Here is a 20,953-nt window from a genome sequence, read left to right on the forward strand (position 1 = left end):
GGGGATTTGTGTCAATGGCAATCAATTGCTCAAAAAAATGAAGGTCGCCCAATTAGAAATTGAGCAACCTTCGTATTTGTTACCGTAAAACGGTATATTTTTAGGATTTGATGCTATTCAGCGGCGACCGGTTTTGTGTCAGCCAGTGCCACAATATCACGCATGATTGAATTAAGTTCAAAGTCTTTGGGGGTATAAACCCGCGCGACTCCCATGGCACGGAGACGCTCTGCGTCATCATCGGGAATGATTCCACCAACGGTGACCGGAATATGAGTGAGCCCTTCTTCGCGCATTCTGTTCATCACGTCTTCGACCAATGGAATGTGGCTGCCCGATAGAATAGACAGGCCAATCACGTGGGCCCCATCTTTTGCGGCCTCGATGATTTGCTCCGGTGTCAGGCGAATACCCTCGTAATCGATTTCCATACCGCAGTCGCGGGCGCGGAAGGCGATTTGTTCGGCGCCATTGGAATGGCCATCCAACCCGGGTTTCCCGACGAGGAAACGCAAACGCCGCCCCAGCTTGTCGCTGACCGCATCCACGGCCTCGCGAATATCATCGAGCCCTTCGGTTTTGTTGCTCACCGATTTGGAGACGCCGGTTGGGCCGCGATATTCTCCGTGTACGCCACGCATCTGCGCCGCCCATTCACCGGTTGTCACCCCGGCCTTGGCACAGGCAATAGACGCAGGCATAACGTTTTCCCCGGCCTCAGATGCCGCGCGCAAGGCCGCCAGAGCGGTTTGGACCGCCGCGTCATCGCGTTCGGCTTTCCATTCATTAAGACGGGCAATCTGTTCCTGCTCAACCGCCGGATCAACAACCATGATGCCGCCGTCTTCGCCCACCAATGGCGAGTCTTCGCCCTCGGTCCATTTGTTCACGCCAACAACAACGGTTTCATTGCGCTCAATACGGTTTAGGCGTTCTGCATTTGAGTCAACCAAACGGCCCTTCATATATTCAATGGATCCAATTGCACCGTCCATCGATTCAATATTGGCCAATTCGGCGCGCGCCCCATCTTTGAGTGCCTCGACTTTGCGATCCACCGCCGGGTTGCCTTCGAACAGATCGTCATATTCTAATAAGTCGGTCTCATAAGCCAGAATCTGTTGCATCCGCATCGACCATTGCTGATCCCAAGGGCGCGGCAATCCAAGAGCTTCGTTCCAGGCTGGCAATTGCACGGCGCGGGCGCGGGCCTTTTTACTCAGCGTCACAGCCAGCATTTCAATCAAAATCCGGTAAACGTTGTTTTCCGGCTGTTGTTCTGTCAATCCGAGCGAGTTCACCTGAACACCATAACGGAACCGGCGGAATTTCGGGTTTTCGACGCCATAACGTTCCTGAAGGATCTCATCCCACAGGTCGACAAAGGCCCGCATTTTGCACATCTCGGTCACAAACCGAATGCCGGCATTGACGAAGAATGAAATCCGTCCGCAAAGTGCCGGGAAATCCTCGGGATCTACACGCGGCTTCAATTCGTCCAAAACCGCAATTGCCGTTGCCAAAGCGAATGACAATTCCTGCTCCGGCGTCGCGCCCGCCTCTTGCAAGTGATAGGAACACACGTTCATCGGGTTCCACTTTGGCACATGCTTATAACAATACTCGGCCACATCGCCGATCATCTTCAGGCTCGGCTTGGGTGGGCATATATATGTGCCGCGCGACAGGTATTCTTTGATCAGATCGTTTTGCACCGTGCCCTGAAGCTTGGACACATCCGCGCCCTGTTCCTCGGCCGTGGCAATATATAGCGACAACAACCAAGGCGCAGTGGCGTTGATGGTCATCGAGGTGTTCATCTGTTCCAATGGAATGTCGGCAAACAAGGTGCGCATGTCGCCCAAATGGCAGACCGGAACACCGACTTTCCCAACTTCACCACGGGCCAGAATATGATCGCTGTCATACCCCGTCTGCGTGGGAAGGTCGAAGGCCACCGACAAACCTGTCTGCCCTTTGGCAAGGTTGTTGCGGTACAAAGCATTGGATGCTTTGGCGGTCGAATGGCCAGCATAGGTTCTAATCAACCACGGGCGGTCTTTTTGAATGTCGGTCATCGGGGCCTCCATCGGCAAGAATCTGGTGTCGCAATCATATTGCTTTTGCGAATGGATAGACGAAAGAAAATGTCGCGTCAATTCGCTGCGTTGCGGCGGTGCATCTGCAGCATATCACAAAGCGTACTGGTCCTCATGGGGCGAGGCGCCGCAAAGGTCTAATTAAATCTGACGTTAGCGCTCGCGTTGCTGGGGGCAGGGCGCAACACCCCTCATTGCGCCTCCCCAATCTCCCCCAAACGTCGGGTAAACCGGACGGATTGGCGTTGCCGTGGCACCGAACGGCGGTGTTAACCGGTCATTTCGGGCCAATTCCGCCGTCACACCTCAAAACGCGGGGGCAATCCGACTCAATCATCCCGAGAATCGTACAGATTCCCCCTCTTGATCGATGTTGCCACTGCTGCCACGGTGATTAACCATGAATAATCCGGTTACGATCCCACTCTGGGCGTTTTTATTGATTTTGGGCTTTGCGGCGATCACCTTTGCGTCGCATTTCCTGTTCCCGTCGGTGCGTTGGTTTTTCCGACATCGAATGGAGCGGGCAGTGACCCGTTTGAACACCCGACTTGAGCGGCCTATCGAACCGTTTCGCCTGTTGCGTCGTTACGATCTGATCCAGCGGCTGATCTATGATCCCGAGGTGACGCAGGCCATTGTTGATCATGCCCGCGAAACCGGCGTGCGCGAGGATGTCGCCTTTGAACGCGCCCGGCGCTACGCCCGCGAAATCGTGCCAAGCTTTTCGGCGTTTGCCTATTTTGGCTGGGGGGTGCGGGGGGCGCGGTTCCTGTCCAAAGCGCTGTATCGCGTGCGCCTTGGTCATCATGATCCCAAGGAACTCGCCGGGATAGACGGCGAGGCCACAGTGGTTTTTGTGATGAACCACCGCTCCAACATGGATTACGTCCTTGTCACCCATCTCGCGGCGGATCGCTCGGCCCTGTCCTACGCAGTTGGTGAATGGGCACAGGTTTGGCCGCTGGCCCAGCTGATCCGCTCAATGGGGGCCTATTTTATCCGGCGCAAATCCCGAGATGCCTTATACCGCAAGGTGTTACGCCAATATGTCCGCATGGCGACCCAAGGCGGCGTGACCCAGGCGATCTTTCCCGAAGGCGGGCTAAGCCTTGATGGCGCGCTGGCCCCGGCCAAGCTGGGATTACTGACTTATATGGTGGATGGTCACGATCTTGACGCTCGCGATGTGGTGTTTGTGCCGGTTGGTCTCAACTACGACCGCGTGCTCGAAGACACGGTTTTGGTCGGCGCGGCCAAATCCGGCGGGCGGCGGTTCAACGCCAAAATCGCCCATGTGACGCGGGCCTTGTTCAAGCAAATCTGGTTGCGGATCCGCGGCAAATTCCACCGGTTTGGCTATGCCGCCGTGAGCTTTGGCGCGCCTCTGTCCTTGCGGGCGCATCCCGATCTTATCAATGATCCACAGGGGTTGGCCGATCGTTTGATGAAGGATGTCGGAGCGGTGGTGCCGGTTTTGCCAGTGCCCTTGGTGGCGCATCTGTTGTTGGCCCAAGACCAGACGCGCACCGCGCTTGAAGCGGCGTTTGAGACAGCGTTGAAAGGGCTCGAGTCAAGTCATGCCCATCTGCCACGGGGTGACATTCCTTATGCGGTTGAGGTTGGTTTGCGCGGGTTAGAGGAGCGTGGATTGATTGGAAAACATGGGGAAATCTATCTGGTTAACAAAGAGTCACGGGATCTCGTTGAATTTTATGCAAATTCGATCCGGCATCTTTTTTAACTGATTTTTAAGGGAATTTCTGCGTTTGCGAAGGGATTTCTGCACTCGCTCGGTTATAAAATTACAAAATACCCGGTTTCTGCGATTGCATTGTTGCGCGCCCTCTTGTACTTCAAGGGCAAGCCCCCGCACGATTCTGCACTGCAGAAGGGGGAAGGAAACGCAACTTTTCGTACCCAAGGAGGCCCCCATGGCTCTGGATCAGGACACCGGTATCGCGCAATACGACGCCCCCGAAAAAGACCTCTATGAAATCGGCGAAATGCCCCCAATGGGCTATGTTCCCAAGAAGATGTATTCATGGGCCATTCGCCGCGATCGCCATGGTGAGCCGCTGCAATCCTTCCAAAAAGAGGTGGTCGACACATGGCAGGTCGACAGCCACGAAGTGCTGGTTTTGGTCATGGCTGCGGGCGTGAACTACAACGGTGTTTGGGCCGGTTTGGGCGAGCCAATTTCGCCGTTTGACGTGCACAAGCAAGACTACCACATCGCCGGTTCCGATGCCTCGGGCATCGTGTGGGCCGTTGGTGACAAAGTCAAAAACTGGAAGGTCGGCGACGAGGTTGTTATCCATTGTAATCAAGACGATGGCGACGATGAAGAGTGTAACGGCGGCGATCCGATGTTCTCTCCAACCCAGCGTATTTGGGGTTATGAGACCGGTGATGGCTCCTTCTCTCAGTTCACCCGCGTTCAGGCTCAGCAGCTGATGCCACGCCCCAAGCATCTGACTTGGGAAGAGGCGGCTTGCTACACGCTGACACTGGCCACTGCGTACCGTATGCTGTTCGGTCACCACCCTCATGAGCTTAAGCCGGGCCAAAACGTTCTGGTTTGGGGCGCGTCGGGCGGTCTTGGCTCTTATGCGATCCAGCTGGCCAACACAGCCGGTGCCAATGCGATTGGTGTGATTTCGGACGAAAGCAAGCGTGATTTTGTTCTGGCGCAGGGCGCTAAGGGCGTGATTAACCGCAAAGATTTCAACTGCTGGGGCCAATTGCCCACGGTGAACAGCCCCGAATATAACGCGTGGCTCAAAGAAGCCCGTAAGTTCGGCAAAGCCATCTGGGACATCACCGGCAAAGGCGTCAGCGTCGACATGGTGTTCGAACACCCGGGCGAAGCCACCTTCCCTGTGTCGACCCTCGTGGTGAAAAAGGGCGGTATCGTTGTGATCTGCGCCGGCACCTCCGGTTTCAACACAACCTTCGACGTGCGTTATATGTGGATGCACCAGAAGCGTTTGCAGGGCTCGCACTTTGCCAACCTGAAACAGGCTGCATCGGCGAACCGTCTGATGTGCGAACGTCGCCTTGACCCATGCATGTCCGAGGTCTTCCCATGGGAAGAAATTCCAGAGGCCCACATGAAAATGCTGCGCAACGAGCACAAGCCGGGTAACATGGCCGTGCTGGTTCAAGCCCCCACAACTGGGCTGCGTACATTTGAGGACGCGCTGGAAGCTAAGAAGTAAGCTTTCACACTGCTGATCTTGAAACGCCCGCGAATCACCATTTGGTGGCGCGGGCGTTTTTGTTTGATAGATCGCATTTTAGAAAACAATCACTTGGAGAAACGCCCCCTCGCAGTTTCTGGGGAGTGAGATTCCGTGAATATTAACCGTGATTGGCACATGCTATTGTTGATTTAATGGATCATTAACCTGCTATAAGAGAGACTTGAGATGGGACAAGATTGGATACTGGACGTACTGGCTGACCTGAAAACTTTCGCTCGTGAAAATGGTATGCCGTCGCTTGCGGCGCAGCTAGATGACGCGAGCTTTGTTGCTCATGCCGAAATTGCGTCCCTTGCCGAAGAAAACGGGATTGGGCTTTTTGGAAAACGTGCCGCGCCTGGACAGGTTGATACAACGTTTGGAATCGGCTGAAGGGCTTGATGATCTACAGGTTGCGATCGAAGAGCTTCGTGACCAACTTGGTGTGGATCATCTTGTATATCATTGGGTCAGCAGCAACGGTGAACAGTACGGTTGCGGGACCTATGATTTGGAATGGGTCAATCGCTATGTCGAAAAGGGCTACCTAAGAGTCGATCCCGTTATCCAAGGGTGTTACCAACGTTTTCACCCGGTTGACTGGAAGCGGCTGGATTGGTCCAGCAAAGCGGCCCGGCAATTGTTGCAAGATGCAATCAAACATGGGGTCGGCAACCAAGGCTATTCAATTCCGATCAGGGGCCCTAACGGTCAGTTTGCCCTGTTCACGCTAAGCCACAATGCATCGGATGAGGATTGGGAGCAGTTTACCAACGATAATCGACGCGATCTGATCTTGATCGCTCATTACTTCAATCAAAAGGCGTTGGAACTAGAACCGGGGCGGAAGCCGGAACAGGCACAAGCGCTTTCGCCCAGAGAGATCGAAGCAATGACATTGTTGGCCGTCGGCTATAGCAGAGCCCAGGCCGCCGACACCCTGTCGATCTCTGAACATACATTGCGGGTCTATGTGGAAAGTGCGCGTTTCAAACTCGGCGCATTGAACACAACCCACGCAGTGGCCAAGGCGCTGAGCCGCGGTGTAATTGTGGTCTGAATGTGGCAGCATTCGGGCACAATTAAGGCTGTGGTAACCCTACCGTTCGCATTATTTTAACCTCGTTAACGGGCCAGACGGCAATCTCTCCTCATCACATCAACGAGGGGCAAACTCATGATCCGTTACATTTACGCCGAAGACCTGAACAACTTTCCAAAGCTGGCACGCACCATGTTTGAAGACCGTGCCGATCAGTTCAAGACCCGTCTGGGTTGGGCTGTGACCGTTGACGAACGTGGCTTTGAGCGTGACGAATACGATGATGAGAACCCTCTCTATGTGATCTGGGAAAATGCCGATGGTAGCCATGGCGGCTCTATGCGCTTGCTGCCGACGACCGGTAAAACCATGGTCAACGACCACTTTGTTCACTTGACTGATGGCGTCCGCATCCAAAGCCCAATCATCTGGGAATGCACACGTTTTTGCCTATCTCGCGGTGCTACACCCGGTGTTGCCGCGGCACTGATGTTGGCCGGTGGCGAAGTGATGAAAGAGTTTGGTGTAGAACACTATGTCGGTGTCTTTGACGCCCGTATGGTGCGGATTTATCGCCGCATTGGCTCTTCTCCTGAGGTTCTGGGTAGCGAAGGTGAAGGCCGCGAACGTATCAGCGTTGGGTTGTGGGAATTTTCGGCCGAAGCACAGGCCTCGGTTGCCAAAAGCGCCGGTATCACGCCTGATATGTCCAAGCGTTGGTTCGAATTGTCCTTTGGTGCCTCGGTTTCGCTCAACGAGCAAGCCAATCCGTTTCTGGCCAACCTGACGGCCGCCGCCTAAGTAGCCCATCCAAACACCCCGCATGTGACCGGCGCGTGAGCAATGCTCGCGCGCTTGGTGTTTGTAGCGCTTTGATCTGGCGTCCCAAGTGCCCCGCATATAGGGTGCGCGCATGACAGCACTCTCAATCATTTTTTCCGAAGATCAGGCCCTTGCCCATGACCGCGTCGCTGACATGTTACGCGAGGCGGGCGTTGATTTGGATAATGGAATCGCTGGACCTTCCAATGATGGCCCCGGCCGGGTGATGGCCCTTATGGGCAAGGCCGGGAGCGGCAAAACGCTTTTGTTGGCCGAATTGGTCAAAGCCCTTGAAAACGCGGGTGTTGGCATCGTTTCAGGCGACTACGAATCCAAAAGTAGCCGTGAAAAACGTACACTTGCGGTGCTTGCCCCAACCAACAAAGCGGCATTTGTTTTGCGCACGCGCGGCGTGCCAGCGACCACTATTCACCGCATTCTATACACACCCGTTTACGACCCGGAATTTGAACGGGTGGCGGAATGGTTGATGGGCAACGATGACCAGCCCGAGATTGAAGGCCTAAGCGACGAAGCCCTTGAACGTGCCAAAAACAGCTACGAGTTGCACAAGTCGATACCGGCGGCTTTGGCTGCGGCGGGCCTGCGTGGGTCCGACTTTATCACCGGCTGGAAGCGGCGCGATGATCCGTTGGATATTGGGTTTGTTGATGAGTCCTCAATGTTGGATGATCGCCAATTCGAAGACCTAAAAGAAATCTTCCCAAATCTGGTGCTTTTTGGTGATCCGGCTCAGCTTCCGCCTGTTAATCAATCGGGCGAAATGGTGTTCGAAAAGATCAAAGATAGCCAAAAACTTGAGCTGCACCGGGTTCACCGCCAAGAGGCTGACAATCCGATTCTTGATCTGGCCCACGCCTTGGCGGATCCGCATCTCGGTTTTGACGATTTTGAGCATATGATCGAAGAAGCATCGCGCAAAGATGACCGTGTTGTCTATGCGCAGCGGGTTGAAGTTGACCATATGGCGCGTTCACCGGTGTTGGTCTGGCGCAATGCCACGCGGATTCGTTTGATCACGGCCTTTCGTGCCGTGCATGGCGCACCAGATACCGAGCTTTTGCCGGGCGAACCGTTGATCTGTGATGGGATCGAACTGCCCCTGAAGCACCGAAAAAAGCGGCTCGACCTTGAGGCGCGTGGCCTAATCAAAGGGGCGCAGGTGGTCTATCTTGGGCCGGGGCGTAAACCGGGGTTTTCACGCCTTCATGTGATGGGGGCGATAGAGCCTCAGGTCTCAGCCGCATCTATTGTTAAAATTGAAAAACCTGAGGAAGCAGAACCGTTTATCCCCTTTGCCGCCCGCATGGGCGCGACGTTTTTGCATGGGGCCGCAGTAACGATTCACAAGTCGCAAGGCAGCCAGTGGGAAAATGTTCAGGTGTTTGCGCCCGATCTTTATGCGGCGGCGCGTATGGGCCGGTCCGAGGCAGGGCAGCCATTGTGGAAACGCCTTGCCTATGTGGCGATTACGCGGGCGTCGGAACGGTTGTATTGGGTGGTGCGCAATCGGTTGTCTAAACCCTCTGGTCCGCTCCAAATCGATGATCTCGGCGGAACCCCAGCGCCTTTGGCGCTGGAGCCCCAAACCGAGATTGACGGGTTATAAGGCGACGATCTGCTTGCCGGTATTGCCGCCTTTGAGCATGGAGATGAACGCGGTTGGCATATTGTCCAACCCCTGTGCCACGTCTTCCAAATGCTTGATCTCGCCGGACAAAACCTTGGCCGGAATATCGGTCAAGAACTCGGGGTAGTCGTCCCAATGATCAAAGATGATAAAGCCCGAAACATGCAGGCGTTTGACAAGGATCGAGCGCCACATCATCGGCAGTCGATCTTGCGACTCCTCAACACCACCATACCAAGAAATCATCCCACATACCGGAATGCGTCCGCCGACGTTCATCAAAGGCAAGGTTGCCTCAAGGATCTTGCCGCCAACGTTTTCCCAATAGATATCAACTCCATCTGGGGCCAATTCGGCCAAATCTTTGCGCAAATCGGCGGCGGTTTCATAGGCACGGTGATCCAGAGCGGCGTCAAACCCAAAGGTTTCCGTGGCGATGCGGCATTTTTCGGCCCCGCCGGCGATCGCGATGGTGCGCAGACCGGCGGCCTTGGCTAGTTGGCCAACCATGGCCCCGACCGGACCCGTTGCCGCCGCCACGACCAAGGTTTCGTCGGCTTGCGGTCGGCCGTATTTGCGCAGTCCCGTCCAGGCGGTGAAACCGGGCATGCCCAATGCACCTAGAAACAAGGACGGGGGCACCTCGGCGGGCAACACACGTGCCTCGGCAGCCTTGACCACGGCGTGGCTGGCCCAACCGGTCATGCCCGTTGCCAAATCACCGACCTTAAACCCATCGGCCTTTGAGGCGATCACCCGCCCGACACCTTGGCCTGTCATCGTTTCGCCAATCGCTACCGAGGGGGCATAGCTTTGGACATCATCCATGCGGCCACGCATATAGGGGTCTAGCGACAAGTGGCTGGTTTCGATGACAATTTCGCCCTCGACTGGCTCTGGTACCGGGCCAGTTTCAAGGCTGAAATCTTCTGGCACCGGGTCGCCCTTGGGACGGCGCGCCAAGGCAATGCGTTGCATGTCGGTCATAAATCCCCCTACGTCACGAAGTGTTATTCAGGTGCAAAACCTGTTGCCTTTGGTCGCTTGGTTTTGCCACTCTGTTTGCAAACATAGCAGACGGCAGGGGAGAGTCAGATGCAAGGCATGATGATGCAGATGCCGCTACGTATTATCGAGATTCTACGATATGCGAGCGAAGTTCATCCAGAAGGTGAAATCGTTTCGGTGCGGACCGAAGGTGACATTCATCGCGAAACCTATTCAGAAGCGTACCAGCGAAGCGCACAATTGGCCCATGGTCTCAAAGGGTTAGGCGTCGGAGATGGCGACCGAGTTGCGACGTTGGCGTGGAACGGCTATCGCCATTTTGAGCTATACTATGCGATCTCGGGCATGGGGGCAGTGTGTCATACCATCAACCCGCGCTTGTCGGCCGAACAGATGCTTTACATTATCGGTCACGCCGAAGATCAGGTCTTGTTTGTTGATTTGACCTTTGTGCCGATCCTCGAAGCCTTGGCCGATCACCTACCATCGGGTTTGAAGCTTGTTGTGATGACGGATCGGGCGCATATGCCCGAAAGCCCGCTGACTTTGCTCTGCTACGAAGAGCTTTTGGATGGGCAGCCCGACACCTACGATTGGCCGCTGGTCGATGAAAATGCCGCGTCGGGACTGTGCTACACATCCGGGACAACCGGGCATCCCAAGGGCGCGCTTTATTCGCATCGATCAACCGTTTTGCACGCCTTTATGGTCGCGATTGCCGTACCAAAATCCCTGCATGAAGGTGCGCGGATCTTGCCCGTTGTGCCGATGTTCCACGTCAATTCCTGGGGCTTGCCCTATGCGGCCCCGCTTGTCGGAGCGTCCTTGATCATGCCGGGGCCTAGGCTTGATGGCGTGTCGCTCTTTGATCTGATGGAGGTCGAACAGGTCACCGCAAGCTGGGGTGTTCCTACAGTGTGGTTGGGACTTCGCGGTGAAATGGCTCAGCGTGACGCGGTTCCTGCGCAGCTGGAACAGCTTGTGGTCGGCGGATCGGCGGCGGCGCGCGACATGATAACCTTCTTTGAAGACAAGGGGATAGACGTTTGTCACGCTTGGGGCATGACAGAGATGAGCCCGATTGGAACCCAAGCCCAACTGTCGCGCCCGATGGCCGACTTACCGGAAAAAACCAAGATCGATTACAAATGTACCCAAGGCCGCCGGGTCTTTGGTGTCGACATGAAAATCGTCGATGAAACGGGCGCGCGGCTCCCCCATGATGGCACGGCCGTCGGTGAATTATACGTCCGGGGCAACGCTGTGATTTCCGGGTATTTCAACAACGAAGAGGCCTCGAACGCGGCGATGGATGCCGAGGGTTGGTTTGGCACAGGCGATGTTGCAAGTATCGACGACAAAGGGTTCTTGTCGCTTCAGGATCGGTCCAAGGACCTGATCAAATCGGGGGGCGAATGGATCAGCTCGATTGATCTTGAAAACATGGCCCTTGCGCATCCCAAGGTTGCCAATTGCGCCGTGATCGCCATTGCACACCCGAAATGGGATGAACGCCCGCTTTTGGTTGTTGTGCCTGTTGAGGTTGATGATCCGCCCGATCTGGCCGACATTCATGAGATGATGCTAGAACATGTTGCGCGCTGGCAATTGCCCGACGATATGGTTTTGACCGATGCCCTGCCTTTGACGGCGACGGGTAAGGTTTCAAAGCTGACCCTGCGCAAAACCTTTGGCGATCATGTTCTGCCTGATCTTGCCGGATGATACATGACGATCTGCGGGCGTTGCCCGAGCAAGTAACGGATTGGGTGGCATTGGATGCGCAAAAGGTAAAAGCCTTTGCCGATGCCACCGAAGATTGGCAGTTCATTCACCTTGATGAGGCCCGCGCCGCCGAAGAAACGCCGTTTGGCGGGGCCATCGCGCATGGGTTTTTGACCCTGTCGATGCTGTCGATGATGTCCTATCAGGTGGTGCCCGAATTGCCAGGCGTGCGCGCCAGTATCAACTATGGCTTTGATCGCATTCGCTTTATTTCTCCGGTGCGCGTTGGCGCGCGGGTCCGGGGCAGGTTTGTCGTGGCCTCGGTTGACGAAGGTGAAGGGTGGCTTGCCGTTCATTGGGATGTCACGGTCGAAATTGAAAATCAAAGCCGCCCGGCCTTGGCGGCACAGTGGATCACCCGTCTGGAATTGGAGACATAAGATGGATCTTGGAGTAACAGACCGGGTACGCCCGTTGATCGAAGCGGTGCGCCGCATGGTCGAAGATGACATCGCGCCGCTGGACACGGAATTTCACGCCGAGGTTGGTAAACACCCCTCGGGTGATCGTTTCCAACACACCGACCGACAATTGGAAATCTTGAACGGTCTCAAGGCCTTGGCCCGTGAACGGGGGCTTTGGAACTTTTGGCTCACCGATAGTGATCGCGGCTATGGCCTTAGCACAGTGGAATACGCCTATCTGGCCGAGGAAATGGGCAAGGTTGGCATAGCCGCCGAGGTGTTCAACTGCAACGCGCCCGATACCGGAAACATGGAAGTGCTGGAACGCTATGGCGCGGATTGGATGAAGGAGCGCTGGCTGACGCCCTTGCTCAACGGTGACATCCGCTCGGCCTATGTTATGACGGAGCCGGATGTGGCCTCGTCCGATGCGGCGCAATTGGCATTTGAGGCGCGGCGTGACGGCGATGATTATGTTCTAAATGGCGAAAAATGGTGGATCAGCGGGGCAGGGGACCCGCGCTGCAAAGTCTATATTTTGATGGCCTGCACCGACCCGGAGGCCGCCAAACATAGCCGTCACACCATGTTTGTTATGGATGCCGATACGCCGGGGATCGAGGTGCTGCGCCCGATGCATGTCTTTGGCCAAGATGATGCGCCACACGGGCACATGCACCTGCGATTCACCAATGTCCGCATCCCGGCGCGCAATGTGATTTTGGGCGAAGCCCGTGGGTTTGAGGTTGCTCAAGGGCGGCTTGGCCCCGGTCGCATCCACCACTGTATGCGCGCGATTGGTCAGGCGGAAAAAGCCTTGGACATGATGTGCAAACGCGGCCTCGAGCGCGAGGCATTTGGCAAGCGGATTGCCGATCTCGGGGCCAATTACGACATCATCGCCAATGCCCGAATGGAGATCGAGATGGCGCGCCTTTTGTGCCTCAAGGCTGCGTGGATGATGGATAGCGCCGGGGTCCGCGCCGCTCAGCCGTGGATTTCCAAGATCAAGGTGGTTGCGCCTTTGATGGCGGGCAAAGTCATTGACGAGGCCATGCAATTGCACGGTGCTGCGGGCATTTCGCAAGACACCACGTTGGCTTCGATGTGGACCCATGTGCGCACCTTGCGGTTTGCCGACGGTCCGGACGCGGTGCACCGTCGTCAAGTCGCCCGGGCCGAGCTGCGCAAGCATTCAAATCAGGCAGGGTAAGCGATGCAAGCCTCTGACCTTGAACGGGTTTCTGAATGGATGCGAACCCATGTGCCGGGCTTTCTTGGCCCGGTTCAGGCGACCAAATTCGATGTGGGCCAGTCCAATCCGACCTACCGGCTTGAGGCTCCCTCGGGCAGTTACGTCTTGCGTCGCAAACCCCCTGGCATCCTGCTGAAATCTGCCCATGCCGTGGACCGCGAATACCGGGTGCAACGTGCCTTGGCACACTCCGATGTGCCTGTGCCCAACATGTTGGCGCTTTGTCAGGATGACACCATCCTCGGCACCGATTTCTACATCATGGAACATGTCGTCGGGCGCAACATTGTTGACCCATCCATGCCTGATACGTCGCCCGAGGGGCGGCGCGCGGTCATGACGGAAATGAACCGCGTTTTGGCGGCGATCCATTCGGTGGATGTTGATGCGGTGGGACTTTCCGATTTCGGCCCGCCCGGCCACTATTTCGAACGCCAATTGGGCCGGTGGAGCAAACAATACCGCGCGTCAGAGACCGAAAATCTAAGCGAGATGGAACAGCTTATCACATGGCTGGCCGACAACATGCCTGCTGATGATGGTCAGCGCACCTTGGTGCATGGGGATTACCGCATTGATAACATGTTGTTTTCTCAAGAAGGCGCGGCCTGTCTAGCGGTGCTGGATTGGGAGCTTTCAACCCTCGGCCACCCCTACGCCGACCTTGCCGGGGTTATCATGCAATGGCAATTGCCCCCCGGTGGCGAAGGGCGCGGATTGGCTGGCCTTGACCGAGCGAGCCTTGGCCTTCCTTCTGATACCGCGTTTGTCGCCGACTACTGTAAACGCCGCAACATATCCAACATCGACAATTTCGGCTTCTACCTCGCGTTCTCCTTCTTTCGCATGGCGGCCATTTTGCAAGGCGTCAAGAAACGCGCGCTTGACGGCAATGCGGCCAACCCGGAAAAGGGTCTCAGACTTGGGGCCTTTGTCCCGCATTTTGCACAACTTGGATTAAAGGCCAAACACTGGAATGGATGAAAACCTGCGCGAAAAATCATACGCTTATGCCAAGCATCTCGGATTTGAAATGGTGGATTGGCGCGATGGATACTCCAAATTCCAACTGCCCCTAGAACCCCATATCATGAACCGTCACGGAAGCCCGCACGGCGGCTCTCACGCCTCGCTTTTGGATACGGTGATGGGCTATGCCGGGTGTTTTACTGGCGATCCCGACGATCGACAAATGTGTTGGACGCTCACATTGAACGTCCAATACTTGTCCCGCCCGCACGGCAAAGTCTTTATCGCAGAAGGGTTTAAAACCGGTGGCGGTAAATCGACCTTCTTCGCCGAAGGCACGATCAGTGATGAAACCGGCGAGCTAATCGCCAAAGGCACGGGCACATTTCGCTACCGCAAGTAACGCGCCTCGGTTTCTTCTTCCCAAAAAATGTCCCGCTGGGGGCCAACGGCGGGGGCAGCGCCCCCTCCGCCCTATTAACCCGCGACTGACGCCTTGATTGCGCGGATATTGTCGCCATAAGGCGTTGGGTTTTCAACCGACCCACCACGAAATACCGCCGAGCCAGCCACCAAAACATCCGCCCCGGCGTCGACAACCAAGGGTGCGGTGGTTGGATCAACGCCGCCGTCGATCTCAATATGCACCGGGCGGTCGCCAATCATCTCGCGCAACTTGCGTACCTTGGCGGTCATGTCGATGAACTTTTGGCCACCAAACCCGGGGTTTACAGTCATCACACAGACCAGATCGGTGAGGTCAAGAAGGTGTTCAACCGCTTCGGCCGGGGTGCCGGGGTTGAGCGCGATGCCTGATTTCATACCGGCGCCGCGAATGGCCTGCATGGTGCGATGACTATGGGCACCTGCCTCGACATGGGCGGTCAAAATATCGGCCCCCGCATCGGCATAGGCGTCGATATAAGCGTCGACCGGCGAAATCATCAGGTGCACATCCATGACGGTTTTCACATGTTTGCGGAACGCTTTGACGGCCGGGGGGCCAAAGGTCAGGTTCGGCACAAAATGCCCGTCCATGACATCAACATGGATCCAATCCGCGCCCTCGGCTTCGACAGCCTGAATTTCACGACCGAAATCGGCGAAATCGGCGGAAAGGATGGAGGGGGCGATCTTGACGCTGCGGTCGAAAGTCATGGCTGATTCCTGTTTGGGCAAGCAGATAGGCAGGGCTTAATAGCCCGCCCTGCGATCGACAAGGTGTAAGAGTGGCTCGCCATCGACGTCGCGCCGGATGTTGGCGGCAATCACCCGCGCCGCGGTATCGGGCCGCGTGAACGAGGCGATATGCGGGGTGACGGTCACATTGGGATGTGCCCAAAACGGATGATCCTGTGGAAGTGGTTCGACCCGGAAGACATCCAAAGTGGCATGGGCGATCTGACCGCTGCCGAGGGCGTCCAAAAGTGCGTCGTCATCAATAAGCGGCCCGCGCCCGGGGTTGATGATAAAGGCCCCCTTGGCGAGCAAAGCCAGACGGGCAGCGTTTAACGTGTTTTCGGTTTCCGGTGTGTTGGGCAGCAAAAGCACAACAATTTCAGCCCCGCTCAGGGCCTGTTCCAACCCGGCTTTGCCAGAGAGGCAGGTCAAGCCACCGGCCTCTTTGGCAGAGCGGCTCCATCCGGTGACAGGAAAGCCTAAGGCCGCCAAGGATTGCGCACAGGCCATGCCCAAAGCCCCAAGGCCAAGCACCGTGACCGGGCGGTCTTGGGCAATTTTTGGCGGCGTGCAATTCCAGTCGCGGTCCGGGTTCACGATATGGGCATCCATGCCCAAATGATGGCGCAAGGCGTGGCCGGTCACCCATTCCACCATGCCTTGGGTTAGCCCCTCTTGATCTACCATCCGCGCCACCGGAACCGTCAGCGTGTCATTGCTAACAATGCCTTCGACCCCGGCCCACAGGCTGAGAACCGCTTTGAGTTTGGGGAATATGGTGAAATCGGACAGGTCGGAATTTGGCGCATAAATGATGTACTCAACCTGATCCGCGGGCATCTCACAGGCAAGGGTATAGTCAAGCCCGGCGGCGTCGAGTTCCTTGCGCAAAGGGGCTTCGTAATCTGTCCAACGTTCTGCCTTGGCAGAGAAAAGAATGTTGAGTGTCACTATCGTGGCCTATGAATATGGGCGCTTTGCACCAGTCCAAACCCCAACATCAAAACCAACATGGCTGAGCCACCAAAGCTCACCATAGGGAGGGGAACCCCGACAACCGGGGCCAATTCCATCACCATCGACATGTTGACGGCAAAGTACAAAAAGAACGTGAACCCTATCCCCAGTGTCATGAGCGATGAAAAGCGATCTTTGTTTTGTAAGGCAGAGAAGATGCAGAACACCACGATGAGCATATAGAGCAGCAACAAAGATATGCCGCCGACAAAACCGAATTCTTCGGCAAGGATGTTAAAGATAAAGTCGGTGTGTTTTTCGGGGAGGAAGTTAAGCCGTGACTGCGTGCCTTGCATAAACCCTTTGCCGGTCCAACCGCCCGATCCCATGGCGATTTTCGCCTGTGTGATGTGGTAATCTTTGCCTAGCGGGTCATCGGTGTCTTCGAGAAAGGTTTCGATCCGGTCGTAGTGATAGTTACTTAGCAATTGCCACGACGTGTCGCGGCTCTCAAAGACGCCGATCACTAAAACCACCGCTAGGGCGACAACCCCACCGAAATACCATAGGCTTACCCCAGCTAGGAAAATGACCAAGCCGCCGCCAATCGCAATCAACAAGGCGGTGCCAAGATCGGGCTGTTTAAAGACCAGCGCCACCGGGATAAGCACCAAGAGAATAGGAATGGCCACCCACAAAGGGCGCGAGGTTCTCTTGAGTGGCAGCCAATCGTAATAGGCCGCCAGCAAGACAACCACGGCAATTTTCATCAGCTCAGAAGGTTGCAGGCGCATAAACCCAAGGTCAATCCAGCGCACGGCGCCCCCGGCTTTGGAGCCAAAAAGCTCAACCGCGATAAGAAGACCAAGACCGGCGAGATAGCCAACAACCGCCATGTTGCGCCAAAACCAAATCGGTACAAAGGCGACAAAGAACATGGCACAGAGGCCAAGTATAAAGCGTTTGATTTGCGGTTCGGCCCAAGGTGTGAACGACCCGCCCGCCACCGAATACAGCATCAAAAAGCCAACTGAGGCCACCGCGCAAATCAACACAACAAGCGCCCAATTGACATGGAGCACCTTGCGCCAGCCAGAGGGCACGCTTTTGATATTCTGCTCGAGAAAACTCATGCGCGAGAGTTCCGTTGGGCTTGGCGTTCTTCGCGTTCGCGGTTTAGGCGCGCCTGAAGGGCTTTGATGCGGGCGCGATCTTTGGTCGGATAGGCGTCAAGCGGTGGGTTGCCGCCGTAAAGTGCCTGTAGGGTCACGTCACGCGCAATCGGGGCCGCCGCAATCGAGCCGCCGCCGCCATGTTCCACCACCACCGAAACAGCGATCTTCGGATTGTCCCAGGGCGCGAAATTTACAAAAAGCGCGTGGTCGCGTTTTTCCCAGGCCACCGATTTGTTGTCGACAACAGTCGATGAGACCTGCGCAGTGCCGGTTTTGCCCGCCATGCGCATGCCGTCGGCGATGATGCGCGATTTATAGGCGGTACCACGGCGGTTGTTGGACACCGCATACATACCTCGATGGATTTGCAAAAGGTGGTTGGGGTTTAATCCCAAATCCACCCCGGCGCGCGACGGCGTTTCGACATTGCCGATCCGTTTGACCAGACGGGGCGAAATACTTCGCCCGGTTGCAATCCGCGCGGCCATCACCGCCAATTGCATGGGCGAGGTTAGAACAAAGCCCTGACCGATCGAAGCGTTGACACTGTCGCCGATCACCCAATCTTGCTTGTGTTTGCGCTGTTTCCACGCTTTGTCCGGGACCAGCCCGCTGGTCACCGCCGACATCGGAACGCCGTGACCATCGCCAAGCCCAAGCCGACGGGCCATGGCGGCAATACGTTCGATCCCCACCTTAAGGGCAAGATCGTAATAATAGACGTCACAGGAGTGCCGGAGGCTTTGTTCGAGGTTTATGTTGCCGTGGCCAGAGCGCTTCCAGCAGTGGAACTTGCGGCCACCAACTTCCATGTGACCGGGGCAATAAACCGTTTCATCTGGCGCAACCAAGCCCGCATCCAAAGCTGCTAGGGCTGTGACCATTTTAAACGTCGACCCCGGTGGGTAGGCGTCTTGCACGGTTTTGGAGGCTTGGGGGCGATGATCATTGTCGCGCAAAAAGGCGTAATCGGCGGTCGAAATACCATGCACAAACTTATTGGGATCATAAGACGGGGCCGAGGCGATCGCCAGCAAATCCCCCTGTTCCAAATCCATGACCACAACCGAGGCGGATTCGTCCCCCAACCGTGCCAAAGCATAGTCTTGCAGGTCGGTATCAACCGTTAGCTGTAGGTCGGGGCCGGGTTGTCCTTCTCGGCGGTCAAGTTCGCGCATGACGCGGTTGGCATTGTTGACCTCGACCCGTTTTGCCCCGGCTTTGCCACGCAGCAGGTCCTCGTATTTGGATTCAATCCCCACTTGGCCAAACTGAAACCCCGGCAGGTTAAGGACCGCAGGTGGGTCTTCGTAGCGGTTCAGGTTGCGTTCATTAACCTTGGCCACATATCCGGCGACATGCGCGTAGAGCTCGGCCTGCGGGTAAATCCGCGATTGGCCCACTTCGGTCGACACACCGGGCAGGGCGGGGGCATTGGCGGCGACACGGCTGATGTCTTGCCAACTGACCCGATCCGCTAGGGTAACCGGATCGAAGGGGCGCGATGGGTTGATGCTTGCTAGAGCGCGGTTGAGGTCGTTTTCGTCCAGTTCAACAAGAGAAGACACGCGGGCAATCACATCGGCCACATCGTCGGTGTCTTCTGGAACCAAGACAATACGATAGGTTGGTTCGTTTTCGGCAATGACGGTGCCATTGCGATCAAAAATCCGGCCACGGGTCGGGGGAATAAAGCGGATGGAAATGCGGTTTTCTTCGGCCAAGAGACGGAATTCATTGGCCTGATCAACCTGCATATGACGCATGCGCAGGGCCAAAACCCCGGCAAAGCCGAGTTGGACGCTGCCCAGCAAAAGGCCACGCCGGGTGATTTTGCGGGCGCTTTCCTCGGTTTCGCGCACTGTGCGTCTCATGCTTTACGCCCCATCTGTTCAAACTCACCCTGTTTGCCGCGTCGCGATCCGAACGCCAGAAAACTGGCCCCTGCGATAAGCGGATAAACCAGCATCGTCATACCAAACTGCATAAAGGATAGAGAAAGCGCTCCGGGCGAAACAATCAAGAGGCCAAGCGTGGCGCGATAGAGCAAAGTGGCAAGAAACAGCGTATAGGCGACGGTGAGCCATTCGGCGACAAAGGTGTTTTCCCGTAGGTTTCGGTCGCGCAGTTTTAGCCATTCTGCCGACAGAAGGATAAGCGCCGCCCAAAGGCCCGGAGGGCGTTGAAGCAACAAATCCGCCAGCAACATCACCATCGCGATCAACAACATCGGCACGTATTGCGGGCGTCTCAGCGCCCAGGCAAAGGTAAGCGCCACCAACACATCGGGGCCTGCAAAACGTTGCGGCGTTGTTTCTAAGGGGAGCAAGTGCGCAAAAAGGATCAGCGTGGCCAGAAACACATAGGCCAGCCGCATGAACCATAGCTTGGCGGGACTGCGTTCAGCCATCGCCTGCGTCCTGCCCGTCAAGTGCTGGGGCAGGGGCCTCAGAATCGGGGATGTTTTCGGGCAAAATCAATCCGCTAGGCTGACTCACCCGGCGTGCGCCATGATCGCGCAGCACACGCAGGAACTCCAACCGCTCGTAGTCAGCGGCGAGGCGCGCGCGCAAACGTCCGCCGGGGTCTTGGGCCACCTGGCCGATTAAAAGACCGGGGGGGAAGACTTCGCCGTCGCCGGTTGTGACAATTCGGTCACCCGGGCGCACCTGACCGGGGTCTTCAAGGAAATCGATCGGAGGCGCGGCTGAGTTATCGCCGACAACCAAAGCGCGCTGGCCGGATGGTAAGATTTCGACCGGGATGCGCGAGTTGGTGTCGGTCAGCAAAATGACCCGGCTGGTATTGGCCCCAACGCCGGCGATACGGCCGACAAGACCGATGCCGTCCATTGTTGCCCATCCGTCAACAATGCCGTCACGAGAGCCAACATTGATCAAAACTGACTGGCGGAACGGCGACCCGGAATCGGCCAAAACCACGCCAGTGATATAGGTGAGACGAGGGTCAAGCCGGACGTTGTTAAGGTCGCGCAGACGGGCGTTTTCCTGTTCAAGCTGCAAGGCGGCTTCTTTCCAGGCGGTCATCTGTCGCAACTCGCGGCGCAACTCTTGGTTTTGCTCGTGGATGCTTTGATAGCTCTGGAAATCGCGTAGGATTTTCACCGTGGCGGTCACCGGGGCCATGGCCCAATCCATGCGAGGCACAACTGCGTCCACCACTTGGGCACGCATCCGTTCCACACGCGGGGAGTCGATGCGCCAGAATAGAAACAGGACAATAAAGCAAAGAGTCAGGACAGCCAAAAGCAGCCGCTTGAGGGGGCGGGTGAAATCCTCGCTTGATCCACGGTCCTGAGCCAAGCGGCCTCCGTCCTGCTACAACGACTTTGATCTGTTTTG

19 protein-coding genes are annotated in these 20,953 nt (G+C 56.3%); 11 read left to right on the forward strand and 8 right to left on the reverse strand.

Annotation, left to right across the window (positions count from 1 at the left end):
* Nucleotides 1–113: 113 nt before the first annotated feature.
* On the reverse strand, nt 114–2,078 hold the full coding sequence (locus Q1A43_RS02085; protein ID WP_299921043.1) for a protein meaA: 1,965 nt from the start codon (nt 2,076–2,078) through the stop codon (nt 114–116).
* A gap of 421 nt (nt 2,079–2,499) precedes the next feature.
* On the opposite strand from Q1A43_RS02085, the gene Q1A43_RS02090 reads away from it, so the two are divergent.
* The 6 genes from Q1A43_RS02090 (at nt 2,500) to Q1A43_RS02115 (ending at nt 8,838) form a co-directional block, all read left to right on the forward strand.
* On the forward strand, nt 2,500–3,843 hold the full coding sequence (locus Q1A43_RS02090; protein ID WP_299932038.1) for a 1-acyl-sn-glycerol-3-phosphate acyltransferase: 1,344 nt from the start codon (nt 2,500–2,502) through the stop codon (nt 3,841–3,843).
* 190 nt (nt 3,844–4,033) lie between these two features.
* Nucleotides 4,034–5,320 (forward strand): crotonyl-CoA carboxylase/reductase, encoded by a 1,287-nt coding sequence (gene ccrA, locus Q1A43_RS02095; RefSeq protein ID WP_299921039.1) that lies wholly within the window; start codon nt 4,034–4,036, stop codon nt 5,318–5,320.
* 210 nt (nt 5,321–5,530) lie between these two features.
* A complete protein-coding gene (locus tag Q1A43_RS02100) occupies nt 5,531–5,737 on the forward strand; it encodes a hypothetical protein (protein ID WP_299932040.1) in 207 nt (68 codons plus the stop codon).
* A complete protein-coding gene (locus Q1A43_RS02105) occupies nt 5,724–6,404 on the forward strand; it encodes a LuxR family transcriptional regulator (protein ID WP_299932042.1) in 681 nt (226 codons plus the stop codon). The genes Q1A43_RS02100 and Q1A43_RS02105 overlap by 14 nt, the downstream gene beginning before the upstream one ends.
* A gap of 117 nt (nt 6,405–6,521) precedes the next feature.
* Entirely contained in the window at nt 6,522–7,187 is a 666-nt protein-coding gene (locus Q1A43_RS02110; protein ID WP_299932043.1) for an acyl-homoserine-lactone synthase, read from the forward strand.
* A 112-nt stretch (nt 7,188–7,299) separates the two neighbouring features.
* Entirely contained in the window at nt 7,300–8,838 is a 1,539-nt protein-coding gene (locus tag Q1A43_RS02115) for an AAA family ATPase (protein ID WP_299932045.1), read from the forward strand.
* Here the strand turns inward: Q1A43_RS02115 and Q1A43_RS02120 are convergent.
* On the reverse strand, nt 8,833–9,846 hold the full coding sequence (locus tag Q1A43_RS02120; protein ID WP_299932048.1) for an NADP-dependent oxidoreductase: 1,014 nt from the start codon (nt 9,844–9,846) through the stop codon (nt 8,833–8,835). The two genes, Q1A43_RS02115 and Q1A43_RS02120, sit on opposite strands and share 6 nt — an antisense overlap.
* A gap of 108 nt (nt 9,847–9,954) precedes the next feature.
* On the opposite strand from Q1A43_RS02120, the gene Q1A43_RS02125 reads away from it, so the two are divergent.
* The 5 genes from Q1A43_RS02125 to Q1A43_RS02145 are packed head-to-tail and all read left to right on the forward strand — an operon-like array spanning nt 9,955 to nt 14,683.
* Nucleotides 9,955–11,592 carry a long-chain-fatty-acid--CoA ligase gene (locus Q1A43_RS02125; protein WP_299932049.1) on the forward strand — a complete coding sequence of 546 codons (1,638 nt, stop codon included), beginning with the start codon at nt 9,955–9,957 and terminating at the stop codon, nt 11,590–11,592.
* Nucleotides 11,589–12,032 (forward strand): MaoC family dehydratase, encoded by a 444-nt coding sequence (locus Q1A43_RS02130; RefSeq protein ID WP_299932051.1) that lies wholly within the window; start codon nt 11,589–11,591, stop codon nt 12,030–12,032. The genes Q1A43_RS02125 and Q1A43_RS02130 overlap by 4 nt, the downstream gene beginning before the upstream one ends.
* Before the next feature lies 1 nt (nt 12,033).
* A complete protein-coding gene (locus Q1A43_RS02135) occupies nt 12,034–13,269 on the forward strand; it encodes an acyl-CoA dehydrogenase family protein (protein WP_299932053.1) in 1,236 nt (411 codons plus the stop codon).
* A gap of 3 nt (nt 13,270–13,272) precedes the next feature.
* Nucleotides 13,273–14,295: a phosphotransferase family protein gene (locus Q1A43_RS02140; RefSeq protein WP_299932055.1), complete on the forward strand. Its 1,023-nt coding sequence runs from the start codon at nt 13,273–13,275 to the stop codon at nt 14,293–14,295.
* The gene (locus Q1A43_RS02145) at nt 14,288–14,683 is read left to right on the forward strand and encodes a PaaI family thioesterase (protein WP_299932057.1); all 396 of its coding nucleotides are present in this window, start codon (nt 14,288–14,290) and stop codon (nt 14,681–14,683) included. The genes Q1A43_RS02140 and Q1A43_RS02145 overlap by 8 nt, the downstream gene beginning before the upstream one ends.
* A 74-nt stretch (nt 14,684–14,757) precedes the next feature.
* On the opposite strand, the gene rpe is transcribed toward Q1A43_RS02145, so the two are convergent.
* Genes rpe through mreC form a run of 6 tightly spaced genes read right to left on the reverse strand, consistent with a single transcriptional unit; the run spans nt 14,758 to nt 20,914 of the window.
* Entirely contained in the window at nt 14,758–15,438 is a 681-nt protein-coding gene (rpe, locus tag Q1A43_RS02150; protein ID WP_299932059.1) for a ribulose-phosphate 3-epimerase, read from the reverse strand.
* Between the two features lie 36 nt (nt 15,439–15,474).
* Entirely contained in the window at nt 15,475–16,410 is a 936-nt protein-coding gene (locus tag Q1A43_RS02155) for a glyoxylate/hydroxypyruvate reductase A (protein WP_299932061.1), read from the reverse strand.
* Entirely contained in the window at nt 16,410–17,549 is a 1,140-nt protein-coding gene (gene rodA, locus Q1A43_RS02160; RefSeq protein WP_299932063.1) for a rod shape-determining protein RodA, read from the reverse strand. Before rodA ends, Q1A43_RS02155 begins: the two co-directional genes overlap by 1 nt.
* The gene (gene mrdA, locus Q1A43_RS02165; RefSeq protein ID WP_299921020.1) at nt 17,546–19,465 is read right to left on the reverse strand and encodes a penicillin-binding protein 2; all 1,920 of its coding nucleotides are present in this window, start codon (nt 19,463–19,465) and stop codon (nt 17,546–17,548) included. Before mrdA ends, rodA begins: the two co-directional genes overlap by 4 nt.
* Nucleotides 19,462–20,001 carry a rod shape-determining protein MreD gene (locus Q1A43_RS02170; RefSeq protein WP_299921018.1) on the reverse strand — a complete coding sequence of 180 codons (540 nt, stop codon included), beginning with the start codon at nt 19,999–20,001 and terminating at the stop codon, nt 19,462–19,464. Before Q1A43_RS02170 ends, mrdA begins: the two co-directional genes overlap by 4 nt.
* The gene (gene mreC / locus Q1A43_RS02175) at nt 19,994–20,914 is read right to left on the reverse strand and encodes a rod shape-determining protein MreC (RefSeq protein WP_299932065.1); all 921 of its coding nucleotides are present in this window, start codon (nt 20,912–20,914) and stop codon (nt 19,994–19,996) included. The genes Q1A43_RS02170 and mreC overlap by 8 nt, the downstream gene beginning before the upstream one ends.
* Nucleotides 20,915–20,953: the final 39 nt, after the last annotated feature.

Source organism: uncultured Pelagimonas sp. (genome assembly GCF_947498515.1).
Classification (GTDB): Bacteria; Pseudomonadota; Alphaproteobacteria; order Rhodobacterales; family Rhodobacteraceae; genus Pelagimonas.